This is a genomic window from Streptococcus sp. VTCC 12886 (genome assembly GCF_049893425.1).
Lineage (GTDB): Bacteria > Bacillota > Bacilli > Lactobacillales > Streptococcaceae > Streptococcus > Streptococcus suis_AA.
This window is the reverse complement of sequence record NZ_JBMVJB010000045.1, coordinates 1-13,732: the sequence shown is the minus strand read 5'-3', so window position 1 is coordinate 13,732 and position 13,732 is coordinate 1. Positions and strand designations below refer to the sequence as shown.

Annotated in this window: 9 protein-coding genes and 2 pseudogenes; all 11 read left to right on the top strand. The window is 36.9% G+C overall.

What is annotated here, in order from left to right; genetic code table 11:
* The first annotated feature begins 380 nt into the window (after positions 1–380).
* The 11 genes and pseudogenes from ACPC57_RS10660 to ACPC57_RS10610 all read left to right on the top strand — a co-directional run bounded on the left by ACPC57_RS10660 (position 381) and on the right by ACPC57_RS10610 (position 13,544).
* Positions 381–1,245, top strand: a pseudogene (locus ACPC57_RS10660) (IS982 family transposase).
* Between the two features lie 136 nt (positions 1,246–1,381).
* Positions 1,382–2,536, top strand: a complete 1,155-nt coding sequence (gene cps2T, locus ACPC57_RS10655; RefSeq protein ID WP_434066935.1) for a beta 1-4 rhamnosyltransferase Cps2T — start codon at positions 1,382–1,384, stop codon at positions 2,534–2,536.
* Positions 2,526–3,452, top strand: coding sequence for a glycosyltransferase family 2 protein (locus tag ACPC57_RS10650; RefSeq protein ID WP_434066934.1), 927 nt, complete (start codon positions 2,526–2,528; stop codon positions 3,450–3,452). Before cps2T ends, ACPC57_RS10650 begins: the two co-directional genes overlap by 11 nt.
* A 9-nt stretch (positions 3,453–3,461) precedes the next feature.
* Positions 3,462–4,265 carry an ABC transporter permease gene (locus ACPC57_RS10645; protein ID WP_313167870.1) on the top strand — a complete coding sequence of 268 codons (804 nt, stop codon included), beginning with the start codon at positions 3,462–3,464 and terminating at the stop codon, positions 4,263–4,265.
* Positions 4,265–5,476 (top strand): ABC transporter ATP-binding protein, encoded by a 1,212-nt coding sequence (locus ACPC57_RS10640; RefSeq protein WP_313167872.1) that lies wholly within the window; start codon positions 4,265–4,267, stop codon positions 5,474–5,476. Before ACPC57_RS10645 ends, ACPC57_RS10640 begins: the two co-directional genes overlap by 1 nt.
* A gap of 15 nt (positions 5,477–5,491) precedes the next feature.
* On the top strand, positions 5,492–6,901 hold the full coding sequence (locus ACPC57_RS10635; RefSeq protein ID WP_434066933.1) for a glycosyltransferase family 2 protein: 1,410 nt from the start codon (positions 5,492–5,494) through the stop codon (positions 6,899–6,901).
* Complete coding sequence (locus tag ACPC57_RS10630) at positions 6,898–8,649, top strand: rhamnan synthesis F family protein (protein WP_434066932.1); 1,752 nt, start codon at positions 6,898–6,900, stop codon at positions 8,647–8,649. Before ACPC57_RS10635 ends, ACPC57_RS10630 begins: the two co-directional genes overlap by 4 nt.
* Positions 8,646–9,230: a hypothetical protein gene (locus tag ACPC57_RS10625; protein WP_274504850.1), complete on the top strand. Its 585-nt coding sequence runs from the start codon at positions 8,646–8,648 to the stop codon at positions 9,228–9,230. The genes ACPC57_RS10630 and ACPC57_RS10625 overlap by 4 nt, the downstream gene beginning before the upstream one ends.
* A gap of 857 nt (positions 9,231–10,087) precedes the next feature.
* Positions 10,088–11,128: pseudogene (locus ACPC57_RS10620) on the top strand (LTA synthase family protein); the annotation flags it as partial.
* On the top strand, positions 11,125–12,600 hold the full coding sequence (locus ACPC57_RS10615) for a glucosyltransferase domain-containing protein (RefSeq protein WP_312949268.1): 1,476 nt from the start codon (positions 11,125–11,127) through the stop codon (positions 12,598–12,600). The pseudogene ACPC57_RS10620 and the gene ACPC57_RS10615, both read left to right, overlap by 4 nt.
* A gap of 11 nt (positions 12,601–12,611) precedes the next feature.
* A complete protein-coding gene (locus tag ACPC57_RS10610) occupies positions 12,612–13,544 on the top strand; it encodes a glycosyltransferase family 2 protein (protein ID WP_274504853.1) in 933 nt (310 codons plus the stop codon).
* Positions 13,545–13,732: the final 188 nt, after the last annotated feature.

Sequence of the window (13,732 nt, the reverse complement as noted above, 5' to 3'; positions counted from 1 at the left end):
GGACTTTTTTTCTACACTAAAAAAGGCTCCATAATCTCTACAGTGGATTTACCCACTACAGAAATTATAGAGCCTTTGTTATTGGGCGGTTACTATATGTGAAATATAAAATATGGATTGAAATCTTACTTTTCTGAGCGTGATTCCTAAAATCTGGCCACAGAAGTTTTTTCATGCGCATGATTCATAAGAACTGAGTACGGAATCTTACTTTTGCACGCATGACTTATCGATTCTGATAATGAAAAACAACTTTCACACAGACAGTAATAGGTTCTAGTATGTGAGTATGTACCCGTGGTGCTAGTTAATTTTTCAGTATACAAAAAAGCTGAATTGGATTAAACTGTAAGTGATGAAACATACAGGAGGTAATCCAAATGAGCCATTTACATTACACCGCTTACAATAGAGTTTACATCAATTATCACAAATTTGCCATCACTTTTATCAAAACTACTGTCCAGATGCCTTTAAACATCGTCGAAATGTTGGTCTAGCCAAGGTTTCTTATGAAGCCTTATTAGTCCTTACTTTTATTACAAGCTGAGCTAGGTATCACCTCACAAAGACATTTTTACAGGATTTGTCGCCTATTTCCGAGTGGCAGATTACTTGAAAGAAGTCGATTTAATCGACGCTCAAGACAATTAATTTGGTTAGTCCAATTCATTCGAAAAGCCATGAATGACAGGATTAATCCTAATGACATTGTCATCATAGACAGTTTTCCTTTGCCACTTTGTCAACCTGTCCGCAATCACAGGGCTTCCATTTTTAAAGGAGTTGCCGATATTGGCTACAATGCCTCTAAACAGCGATGGTTTTATGGCTTTAAGATCCATATGTTAGTGACTTTGTCGGACTATATTCTAAACTATGTGGTCACATATGCTTCTGTTCATGATATCAAAATTGTTCATGATTTGATAGGGAGGGTGCCAACAATCTGTTATTCTCGCCGATTTAGGCTACTTAAGCCATGAGCTTAAAGCAGATTTGGCGAAAGAAGGGTATCGTTTATGGACCCCTTTACGTCAAAACATGGACGGTGTTAAGGAACATAATCATTGGCAATTAATGGCGATGAGACGAACCATTGAAACACGCTTTTCTGAGCTAGTGAGACTATTTGATATTGAACTCACATTGGCAAGGGGACTAACTGGATTAGAGTTACGAATTGAACAAATCTTGCTGGCCCACAATTTACAATATTTTGAAATTAACCAGCACCACGGTTGAGTATGTCATATATTTTTAGGCTTGGGAGGATAGCTGTCAATTTTCTAAAGTAGATACGTTTTCATTCGGGTTTAAATAGGAAAATTTGTCAAAACATGGTATAATGAAAAGAACTGCAATTTAATGGAGAAGAATGATGCAACATGTTTTTATTATCGGCAGCCGTGGCTTGCCCGCAAAATATGGTGGTTTTGAGACCTTCGTCCAGCAACTTGTGAGTCATCAGCATGCTGACGAGATTCAGTATCATGTAGCCTGCCTCTCTGATACGAGCCACCAGGTTCATTCGACCTATATGGGAGCAGATTGTTTTACAATCAATCCTCCGAAGCTTGGTCCTGCGCGTGTCATTGCATATGATATGATGGCTATTTCCTATGCTCTGACTTTGGTAAAAGAGCAGCAGGTGACAGCACCCGTTTTCTATATTTTGGGAAATACAATCGGTGGTTTCATCGTACCTTTTGCAAAGAAAATCAAAGCAGCCGGGGGGAAATTATTTGTCAACCCTGATGGATTAGAATGGAAACGGGCAAAATGGCCCAAACCTGTGCAAGCCTATTTGCGATATGCCGAAAAACTGATGGCAAAACATGCCGACTTGATTGTCGCTGATAATGAAGGAATCGAGGAATATATCATAGCCGCTTATCCCGGAATTAAAACCACCTTCATTGCCTATGGCACCGATTTGAGTCGGACGCATCTGACGGCGCAATCTGAGCAGGTACGAAGTGCTTTTGCGAAGTGGGCTATCAAAGAGAAAGAATATTATTTAATTATCGGGCGTTTTGTTCCGGAAAATAACTATGCAAGGGCCATCAAGGAATTTATGGCCAGTAATACCTCACGCGATTTGGTTATCGTCGCCAATCACGAAGGCTCTGCCTATTTTCAACAATTGAAAAAAGAGACTGGTTTTGATGCAGATCACCGTATAAAATTTATTGGGACTGTCTATGACCAAGATTTACTCAAATACCTTCGACAAGAATGCCGTGCCTATATCCATGGTCATGAAGTTGGTGGCACCAATCCTAGCCTTTTAGAAGCACTTGCTCAAACAAATGAAAATCTTGTTTTGGGGGTTGATTTCAATCGCAAGGTAGCAGTCGATGGAGCGCGTTATTGGACCAAAGAACCTGGAAATTTGAGTCAATTAATAAATACAATTGATGGACAAGAAGAGGCAGTGGAGCTCGGTCAGATTGCTAAATGGCACATGCGAGAGAATTATACTTGGGAAAAGGTTGTACAACAATACGAGGAATTATTTTTAGATGAAAGTTAACATACTCATGTCGACCTTTAACGGTCAGGAGTTTTTGGCAGATCAAATTCGCTCGATACAAGAGCAGACCTATACAGATTGGACACTCTTGATTCGAGATGATGGTTCGAAAGACAAAACACGTGAGATAATTGCTAAATTTGTCCAAGAGGATAGCCGAATTTACTTTATCAATCCTGAAAGTAGGGAAAATTTAGGTGTGATTGGCAGTTTTCATGCCCTGGTCCAATACAAAACAGCCGATATGTATTTTTTCAGTGACCAAGATGACGTTTGGTTACCAGAAAAGTTAGAATTAACCTTGCGGAAAGCCCAGGAGTATCCTGTTGAACAACCATTGATGGTCTACACAGACTTAACGGTTGTTGATCAAGATTTGAATGTCATGACTGAAAGAATGGTCCGTAGTCAATCGCATCATGCAAATACCAAATTGGTGCAAGAATTGACGGAAAACACTGTTACCGGTGGTACAAGTATGATCAATCATGCACTGGCACAACTGTGGACGGTAACAGATGGCATTCTCATGCATGATTGGTACCTTGCTCTGCTAGCCTCTTCCTTAGGAAGTCTGGTCTACATTGATCAACCGACAGAATTGTACCGCCAACATGCCGAAAATGTACTTGGAGCTCGAACTCTCTCCAAACGATTCAAAAAATGGATTCGACCTCACGTCCTCTTTTCGGTTTATTGGGATTTGATTAAAAACAGTCAGCGGCAAGCCAGATATTTGCTAGAGCTACCGATTTCCGCAGCGGATAAAGAATTGATTGAAGCATTTGTGACTATTATGGATAAACCCATGCTAGAACGATTGCACACACTCAGAAAATACGGTTTAAGAAAGAATAAAGCCTTTCATACAGTTGTATTTTCAACATTAATTGTGACAAAATTTGCATATAAATAAGGAGTAAACATGAATTTGTTTTCTACCAAAAACAGAATATTATTAAAAGAACTAATTAAAACAGACTTTAAGTTGCGTTATCAAGGATCGGTTATCGGCTATCTATGGTCAATTTTAAAACCTTTAATGCTTTTTGCTATTATGTATGTTGTTTTCATCCATTTCTTGCGATTGGGTGGGGACGTACCACATTTTCCTGTAGCGTTATTGCTTGGGAATGTGATTTGGTCCTTCTTTTCTGAAGCGACTAATATGGGAATGGTGTCCATAGTCACTCGAGGAGATCTTTTAAGAAAGTTAAATTTTTCAAAAGAGATTATTGTACTGTCTGCAGTTTTTGGGGCTGCTATTAACTTTTCAATTAACCTTTTGGTTGTTTTGATATTCTCACTTTTTAATGGAGTAGAATTTACCTGGACAGTTATTTTGGCAATACCACTATTTATTGAATTGTTTTTATTGGCAACAGGTGTGGCCTTTATTCTTTCAACCCTTTTTGTCCGCTTTCGTGATTTGGCACAAATTTGGGAAGTATTCATGCAAGCAGGAATGTATGCAACACCAATTATCTATTCTCTGACATTCGTCATGAATCAGAGCGTAGTAGCTGCCAAAATAATAATGCTTAATCCAATGGCTCAAATTATCCAAGATATGCGTTATTTTGTCATCGATAGAGCCAATTTGCCAATCTGGCAAATTATTAATAATAAGGCTATCGTTATGATTCCGTATGTAATTCCATTTGTTGTATTTATTATCGGAGTCGTGGTCTTTAATAAACATTCTAAGAAATTTGCGGAGATTCTCTAATGACTAATACAACTATTGCTGTTAAAGTTGACCATGTCAGCAAGTTTTTCAAATTACCTACAGAGGCTTCTCAAAGCTTGCGGACTACAATGGTCAACCGTTTTAAAGGGATAAAAGGTTATAAAGAACAGCATGTTCTAAAAGACATTTCATTTGAAGTAGAAAAAGGAGACTTTTTTGGTATCCTAGGTCGAAATGGCTCTGGTAAATCTACTCTCCTAAAAATAATATCCCAAATTTATGTACCTGAGCATGGATCAGTAACTGTTAACGGGAAGTTAGTCTCTTTTATTGAACTCGGCGTAGGATTCAATCCTGAATTGACTGGACGGGAAAATGTCTATTTAAATGGTGCCCTTTTGGGATTCTCACGTGAAGAAATTGATGAGATGTATGATGATATAGTTGATTTTGCTGAACTTCGTGAGTTTATGAATCAGAAATTGAAAAACTATTCTTCAGGGATGCAAGTCCGTCTAGCCTTCTCAGTTGCGATTAAAGCACAAGGTGATGTCTTGATTTTGGATGAGGTCCTAGCAGTTGGGGACGAGGCCTTCCAGCGCAAGTGTAACGATTACTTCGTGGAGCGCAAGAAAAGCGGTAAGACGACCATTCTGGTCACCCATGATATGGGGGCCGTCAAGAAATATTGTAACAAGGCAGTTCTGATTGAGCATGGTTTGGTCAAGGCTATTGGGAATCCAGAAAATGTGGCCAACCAGTATAGCTTTGACAACACCGTTCCCCTTCATCAGGAAGTGGTTGAGGATGTCCAGGAAGAAGAAGTTGTTCAAGTTGAAAACTTTAAACTGCAACTTCTGACACCAAACCGTATCAGCCCTGCGGATGCGATTCATTTCCAAATCGAATTTGATGTCTTAGAGGATATCAAAACCTACATTGCCTTGTCCCTGACAGATATTGACCGCAATATTTGGATTTACAATGACAATTCGATGGACCAAATGTTGGAAGGAAGGGGCCATAAAAAGGTCCATTATACCTGTTCCTTGCCAAATGTGAATGACTTGAAGATGAAATTAGAGGTTACGGTTCGGGATGAAGATGGGCAGATGCTGGCCTTTTCAGATGCGACCCAGACACCCATCATTTTTGTCAACCGAAATGATATTGCTCCAGATGACAAATCAGCCTTGGATTCGGCCAGTGGCCTTATCCAACGCAATGGAAACTGGACCATAGAAGACTAGTGAAAGGATGCTACGATGACAGAGCCTCTTGTATCGATTCTCTGTACAGTATATAATAAGGAGCCATGGTTGGCCCAGACCATCGACAGTTTTTTGGCCCAGGAGAGGGATTTTCCGCTGGAAATTTTGCTGATTGATGATGCTTCAACAGATGGGTCAAAGGCCATCATTGACCGCTACCAAGACCAGTATCCTGACCTCATCAGAGCCTTTTACAATTCAGAAAATCAAGGCATTGCCAAAACCTGGGTGGCCATCTGCCAAGAGGCGCGTGGCTTCTATATCGCTCGCTGTGACGGGGATGACTTTTGGCTGGACAAGCAAAAACTACAAAAGCAACTGGCCCTTCTGAAGGCCAATCCCCAAGCTCGTTGGTCCAATACGGATTTCGATGTCTACAATGAGTCAGGGAAACTGGTTTCCAGGGCTGGCTTCCAGAATGGCTTTATTCCCCTAGCGGATACCTTTGAAAAAATGCTGGCCACTCGCGGTTTTACCATGGCCTCGACCTGGTTGGTCGAGCGAGACTTGATGTTAGAGGTCAATGCCGAGTTGGACCTTACAACGTCAGATGATACCTTCAATCTGCAACTGGATCTTTTCCAGCGCACGGAGTTGGCCTATCTGCCAGAAGCAACAGTGGCCTATGTTATTAATCAGGGTTCTGATTCAAGGCCCAAGGATTTTGACAGGATAGAAAATCGCTTTAATAGATTATTAGAGACCCAAATTCACTACTTGGACAAGTACCCCAAGAGCAATTATCGGGAAATGCTTGGCATCCTCTTGGACCGCAATAACCGCTATGAACTGGAGTTGACCAAGCGAGCAGGCGGTCTGAACCGGGTTGGTGTCGAGAAAGTCACCATCTATCTCAATCGAAGCAATAAGGGCTTCAACCTGGAAGATATAGTACAGTTTCCTCTGGCCCAGTCCGATTTGATAGACTTTCAACTACCGGAGGACTGCTCCATGATTCGGGTCGATTTGTCTGAAATTCCCAATTTCTTCCAAGAAGTTCGCTTGATTGCCAAGGAGGGACAGACAGATATTTTGCCAGATTTCACAAACGGTATCGTCTTGGGCAATGCCTACATCTTTCCAAACCCAGACCCTCAACTGATTTACACGATTCCGAGCCAACTGTTTGGCCGGGATTTGCAGCTCCAGTATCGGACCTTTGAAGTCGATGACATCCAGTCTGATGATTACATAGGAAAAATTTTGGCCCAGGAATTTCTGGATGCCAAGATGAAAATTAGGGATTTGCAACGGGATCAGCTGCGGTTTGAAGAGGCCCTGCGCAAAGTGGAAGAGCAGCAGAAGGAACTGGAAGAATTGACCCACCGCTACAATTCAGTCATCCATTCCAGACGCTGGACCATACCTACGAAAATGATAAATTTCCTCAGGAGAAAAAAATGAAACGACTACTTTTGTATGTTCATTTTAATAAATACAATGACCTTAGTTCCCATGTCGAATACCAACTGACCCAGATGCGCCCCCTGTTTTCTAAGCTGGTCTTCATCTCGAACAGTCAACTTCCAGATGAAAAACGGGCTAGCCTGATGGAGAGGGGCCTGATGACGGATTTTATTCAAAGGGAGAATTCCGGTTTTGACTTTGCTGCTTGGCGAGATGGCATGAGCTTCATAGGTTTTGAGGAATTAAAGTCCTATGATTCTGTTACTTTGATGAATGATACTTGTTTTGGTCCACTCTGGGATTTAACAGATATTTACAGGAAGTTTGAGAACGATGGAAGTGTAGATTTTTTGGGAATGACGAATTTCAGAAAAAATCAGCAATTTCCTGAACATATTCAAAGTTATTATCTCGTCTTTAAGCAGCCTGTTATCCAATCCAATGCTTTTCAGGATTTTTGGTTCTCAGTTCAGAATTTTACTAATGTTAAAGAGGTCATTGAAAATTATGAGACACAGGTAACAACTCATTTGTTGGATGCTGGTTTTAAATATCAGACTGTGTTTAATACGGTTAATGTGGATACGACAGGGATGCTCCATCCAGATTTTTCTTATTACAATCCGACGGCCATTCTCAAACATCAAGTACCTTTTATCAAGGTCAAAACCATTGATGCCAATCAACACATCACTCCTTATATCTTAGATGAAATCGAAAGGAAGACAGGCTATCCTGTGGATCTAATCGTTTCGCATATGTCTAAGATTAACTTGCCCGATTTCAAGTACCTGTTGGCTAGGAAATACCTGCAAGAGACAGAAGTGCCTGATTTGGCAAACAAAAAGGTGGCTGTTCATCTCCATGTCTTCTACACTGATCTTTTATCAGAGTTTTTGACTGCTTTTGGCAACTTTGCCTTTCCTTACGACCTCTTTATCACGACTGATGTTGAAGACAAGCAGGGAGAAATTGAGGCCATTTTAGCAGATTATCAGACCAGCGCCCAGATTTTCGTGACGGGTAATATTGGCCGCGATGTCCTTCCCATGCTGAAATTAAAAGAGCAGTTGCAGTCCTATGACTATATTGGACATTTTCATACAAAAAAATCAAAAGAAGCTGATTTCTGGGCAGGAGAATCTTGGCGAAAAGAATTAATTGATATGCTAATAAAGCCTGCAAATCAAATAATTGCAAATTTTGAATCTCAAAACGATTTGGGACTTGTCATTGCTGACATTCCGACATTTTTCCGATTTAATAAAATTGTGGATCCCTACAATGAGCATCTCATTGCACCCGAAATGAATCATTTATGGAAGAAAATGAATCTTTCAAAAGAAATCAATTTTGAACTTTTTCATACCTTTGTGATGTCATATGGAACTTATGTTTGGTTTAGATACGATGCCTTACAGCCACTTTTTGATTTGGAGCTGAAAGACGAAGATATTCCCAAAGAACCATTACCACAAAATTCTATCCTACATGCGATTGAACGGATGTTAATCTATATTGCCTGGGATAAAAATTATGACTTTAGAATTTCAAAAAATCCTGTAGAATTGACAGCTTTTATTGATAATAAATTATTGAATGAGAGAGGAGAAGCCTTGCCTCATACCTATGTAAATTTTGATCATTTAGGGGGTATTAAGGGAGCAGTGAAATATATTTTTATCGGACCAGCGAGGGCAGTGAAATATATTATTAGAAGAATAAGAAAGAAATGGAATGAATGAAGTTAGCACAAAGTATTAATTTTAAGTTGGAGGGAATACAACAGAGATTGTTAGTATTCTTCTCCTTATATTATATATTTTTTTATCACTTGTTTTATAAAGTAGTTGAAAATACGGATTTAGAAAATTTTTTACGAGAACACACATCGTTTTTTGGTATTATTTATCTGCTTTGTCTTGTAATTAGCTGTTTCTATTTTGGTAAAGTTATTACGAAAAGAAAACTTGTGTGGTTGGCTATTGTATATATTGTATACTTAGCTGTAAGTTATTTTTTATTGATTACAAGAAATCTGAATAATGATGAATTTGATTATAGAAGCTTTACTACAAATCATTTTTTGCAGCTTGGTGCTATACCGACGATATTATTAATTATCTTTATTTCATTGCTAATTAATTTTTTATATAGACAACATCGTATTGATAAAATTACAAATTACTTAGATAAATATAATCCGAAAGTTTCGTTAATTAATTGGTTACCGACCCTTTTTATTGTGACCGATGAACGGGTTATAGATATAATTAAAGATAATTTCTCAAATTATTTTTCTAGTCAAGAAATTTTTTTTTTATGAAAAAGTACCTATCTGTATTAGTTCTGATACAAATAGGTACTGGTGTACTAGTGTTTTTTGCTTCCTATTCAATAAAAGGGATGCTAAAAAATGAAGCAAATTTTTCTTTAGCTGTATTCACTAGTACTGTGATTGCAACAATATTAAATTATTTTCTTCAACAGGGCGTTGCAAAAAATGAAATATTACTTAATCGTTATATATTTCCAAGTGCTACGATCTATCAAATCTTATTTTTCACACTGTTGTTCCTATTATTATATATTTTAATAAATAGGTATTTTCTAACAAGCGCTCTCATTGTAACTTTGAGTGCGTTACTAGCCTATGCGAATAGTTTAAAATTTACATTAAGAAATGAACCTGTTTTAATAACAGATTTCGTGTGGCTTTTGAATCCTTCTCAATTATTAGAGTATGTAAATTCCACTAGTCTTCCTTACATTATTGTTGGCATCTTACTAGTGATTTTAATTGCTATTTTGGGTCAGAGATATATATTATCAAATAAAATTATCCCTCAAATAAAACATAGACTACTTTTAATTACTGCGCTGTTTAGTGTAGGAGGAGTGGCTCTTGCTGTTTTTCAAACTGCTGAAGAAAGTAAAGTGGTTGAAGGTGTTCCGATTCTATCGCGATTAAATAATTGGTATGATATTGAGTGGCTTGGTTTCGGTGTAAATGCAAGATATAAATCATTAGCATATGTTTGGACAAAGCAACTGACATTAAAAATGATGGAGGAGCCGGAAGGATATAGTAAAGAAACAATTGAGAAACTTGTTAAAAAATATGAGTCAAGAGCTAGCGAAATTAATAAGGAGCGCACTGAGGAAATTTCTGATCAAACGGTTATCTACATTTTAAGTGAGAGTTTTTCTGACCCAAGGCGAATCGAGGGCCTATCGGTAAGCGAAGGCATTCTATCAAATTTGGATAATATAAAAAGTAATACAACTAGTGGCCTTATGAAGTCTGATGGTTTTGGTGGAGGAACTGCAAATATGGAATTTCAAACATTGACTGGTCTTCCTTTTTATAATATGTCATCCTCTGTGTCAGTATTAATGACTGAAGTATTACCAAGGATGAATATTGTACCAACGATAAGTGATATCTTTGAACAAAATAGCTGTATAGTAATCCATCCGTCTGGTGCTAGTAATTATAACCGAAACAAAGTCTATACCTCATTGGGATTTAATAAGCAGATATTTTTAGCAGGGTCTGAGGATACTCTTCAAAATGTTTCTACATATGGTGCAAATGTTAGTGATGAAACTACTTACCAAAATATATTAAATAATATTGATACATCAAAAAGTCAATTTTTTTCTGTCATTACTATGCAAAATCATACTCCTTGGATAATGGATTCTCCAGAAAATCTTACAGCAACGTTAAATACTTTATCTAGCGAAAATCAGTCTACCTTAAATTCATATATACGGTTAATAAATAAGACCGATCAAGATACACAATTATTTTTGGAACAGTTGTCTAAAATTGATAAAAAAATTACAGTCGTTTTTTATGGTGACCATCTTCCAGGTTTTTATTCTAGTAATATTTTTGATACAAATCCAGAGAGTCAATACCAAACTGATTATTTTATTTGGAGTAATTACCCAACTCAAAAGTTAAATTACCCGTTGGTGAACTCAAGTGACTTTTCTGCAGAATTGCTTGCCCATACGAATTCAAAAGTTTCTCCATATTACGCTCTGCTGACGGATGTCCTTAACAATTCGAGTGTTGATAAAAAAGATTTGAATTCACAACAGTTAGAAATAGCAAATGACTTGGAACTGATTCAATATGATATTATTGCAGGAAAGGGTTATCTCAATAATTTTAGTACATTTTTCAAATATAAAAATAGGAGAATAATATGAATGAAATAAAAAAATTTATAGATTGGCAGAGAACAAATAAATTTCAAATTGGGTTTGTAGCAGCCATTTATTTATTATTTGCAATATATTTAGGCAGTATAAATTATTATTATATTGATGATATTGGTCGAAGGTTAGACGGTACTACTGGTTTTGCACAACATTATGCACGGTACTTTGCTGAGTATGCCTCTCACCTAGTTCAGGGAGATTCACATTTGACTGATTTAGGGTTGACAACATATATACTTTCAGCACTAATTCTAACTCAAATCAGTAGTCTTGTTATATATATTGTGAATAGTGAGGAAACTATCAGTTGGGTTACTGCATTTGTTTCCATCTTCATCGGCTTAAATCCTTTTGGATTGGAGTTGTTCAGTTTTCGATTTGATACACCATATATGATGTTTTCATTGCTCTTTGTTATCATACCTTTTCTATGGTTTAAAACAAATCAAAAACTATATGCATTAAGTTCAATAATTGGAATATTCTTGATGTTTAATTCGTATCAAGCTTCATCAGGAATTTATATTATGTTGGTTATCTTTTTAGGGTTACTAGAATTTGCAAAAGAACTTGATTTCATGAGACATTTTCAATTTCTTTTATCCAGTGCAGCTTATTATGGAATTGCACTGGTTAGTTATTTTATTGAAATGCGTATGAATCCACAATTGCTTTCTAGGGGAGAAAATACCTCGATTGCTAGTTTAACTGAATTACCAGCTGCCATCGTTAATAATACTAGAGTATATTTTGAAACTTATCAAAATGAACTTCCAAACCTTTGGAAGTTCTGTATCCTTATTCTTATAGTTGTCTTCATTCTTCAACTTATTTTTAGTGCTAGAAAATCTCGAGTATTTCTATTTTTTATTTCATTAATGTATTTACTGATGTCGGCTGTACTGTCTTTTGGAGTATATATTGCAAGTACTGCCACACTGGCTGATGATAGACCACGGTATGCCTACGGCCTCGCAATTCTTGTGGGGGTTATTGTCATATATGTAGTTAGCAAAAGAAATCAGCGCTTTTTAAATTTGGTTGGTAAATTAGTTGCTATTGTTTTAACGTACTATACTTTGAGTTTTTCGATGGCGTATGTATCTGCATTAGATAATCAAAAAACTGATTTTGAGATGCAGGCGGCTGTGTTGAGCACTCAAATAAATACTTACCTTACTGATGAAAATAATTTAGTTTTTATCAATCGTTTTCTAGAGGATTCCCAAGCATATGTTAATGCAACAACAAATTATCCAATTTTAGATAACTTAGTCCCGAGTAATCAAGCAGTATATTGGCCAAACGTAATGTGGTATAATAGTATTACTCATTCCAATATTAATTTTCAAGGTTTTGATTTTTCAACGGTTGATTTATCAACTTTCGAATTATTACAATCAAACTACAACTTTGACATTTATAGAAATGATTACCAATTATATGTTTATATGAAATAATGGGAAGTGAAATGAAAAAATTATCGATTGTAATTCCTTGCTATAATGAGGAAGAAACTATTCGTCCGTTCTTAGCTGAGACACAAAAAGTTGAGGAACAAATGTCTGATGAACTTATTTTTGAATATCTATTTATTAACGATGGTTCTAAGGATGGGACATTAAGTGTACTAAGAGCAGTTTCAAAAGAATTTACTAATGTTTACTATCTTTCCTTTTCAAGAAATTTTGGAAAAGAAGCTGGATTATTAGCAGGTTTGGAACATGCAACTGGTGATTTTGTGGTAGTGATGGATGCTGATTTACAAGATCCACCGGAATTATTGATACCTATGTATGACAAGATACAACGTGGCTTCGATATTGTTGGAACAAGACGATCGGATCGTAGTGGTGAACCACCGGTTCGGTCATTTTTCTCAAAGCTTTTTTATAAATTAATAAATAAAGTTTCCGAAACAGAGATGGTCGATGGAGCTAGAGATTTCCGTCTAATGACGAGACAGGTTGTTAATAGTATTTTAGAACTTCAAGAAGTAAACCGGTTTTCTAAAGGATTGTTTGCTTGGGTAGGCTATAAGGTAGACTATATTAGTTATGAAAATAGAGAGCGAGTAGCAGGGACGACTTCTTGGAGTTTTTGGAGTTTATTAAAATATTCGTTAGAGGGATTTATTAATTTTTCGGATGCACCATTAAATCTTGCAGTTTGGGCAGGATTTGGCTCATTTTTGTTGTCTATTTTTGGAATCATTTTTGTAGTTGTTCGAAAATTGACCGTTGGTGGAAGTATTGCCGGTTGGGCAAGTACAATTTCTATCATACTTTTCATCGGAGGGATTCAACTGCTGTCAATAGGTATCATCGGGAAATATATTTCTAAAATTTTCTTAGAAACAAAGAAAAGGCCAATTTATATCATTAAAGAGTCAAATATTGATTAATTAACAAGTGTAAGTAATAACTGCCCTGCCATTAAAAGAGAAAGTACCAAAAGTCTTTCTCTCTTTTTTATTATATATACACCTTTTAGTTCTATTTAAGCCATGTTTGATAGTAACCGCCCAATAACAAGGTATATTGAAAAAGGATCCAAAGTCCTGTCGACTCTGGAACCTTTTTCTATTTACAT

Excerpts from the sequence above, each read along its gene's own strand:
- ACPC57_RS10640 (WP_313167872.1), top strand. The coding sequence starts at position 4,265 with ATGACTAATACAACTATTGCTGTTAAAGTTGACCATGTCAGCAAGTTT.
- ACPC57_RS10625 (WP_274504850.1), top strand. The coding sequence starts at position 8,646 with ATGAAGTTAGCACAAAGTATTAATTTTAAGTTGGAGGGAATACAACAG.
- ACPC57_RS10610 (WP_274504853.1), top strand. The coding sequence starts at position 12,612 with ATGAAAAAATTATCGATTGTAATTCCTTGCTATAATGAGGAAGAAACT.
- ACPC57_RS10650 (WP_434066934.1), top strand. The coding sequence starts at position 2,526 with ATGAAAGTTAACATACTCATGTCGACCTTTAACGGTCAGGAGTTTTTG.
- ACPC57_RS10635 (WP_434066933.1), top strand. The coding sequence starts at position 5,492 with ATGACAGAGCCTCTTGTATCGATTCTCTGTACAGTATATAATAAGGAG.
- ACPC57_RS10630 (WP_434066932.1), top strand. The coding sequence starts at position 6,898 with ATGAAACGACTACTTTTGTATGTTCATTTTAATAAATACAATGACCTT.
- ACPC57_RS10615 (WP_312949268.1), top strand. The coding sequence starts at position 11,125 with ATGAATGAAATAAAAAAATTTATAGATTGGCAGAGAACAAATAAATTT.
- ACPC57_RS10645 (WP_313167870.1), top strand. The coding sequence starts at position 3,462 with ATGAATTTGTTTTCTACCAAAAACAGAATATTATTAAAAGAACTAATT.
- cps2T (WP_434066935.1), top strand. The coding sequence starts at position 1,382 with ATGCAACATGTTTTTATTATCGGCAGCCGTGGCTTGCCCGCAAAATAT.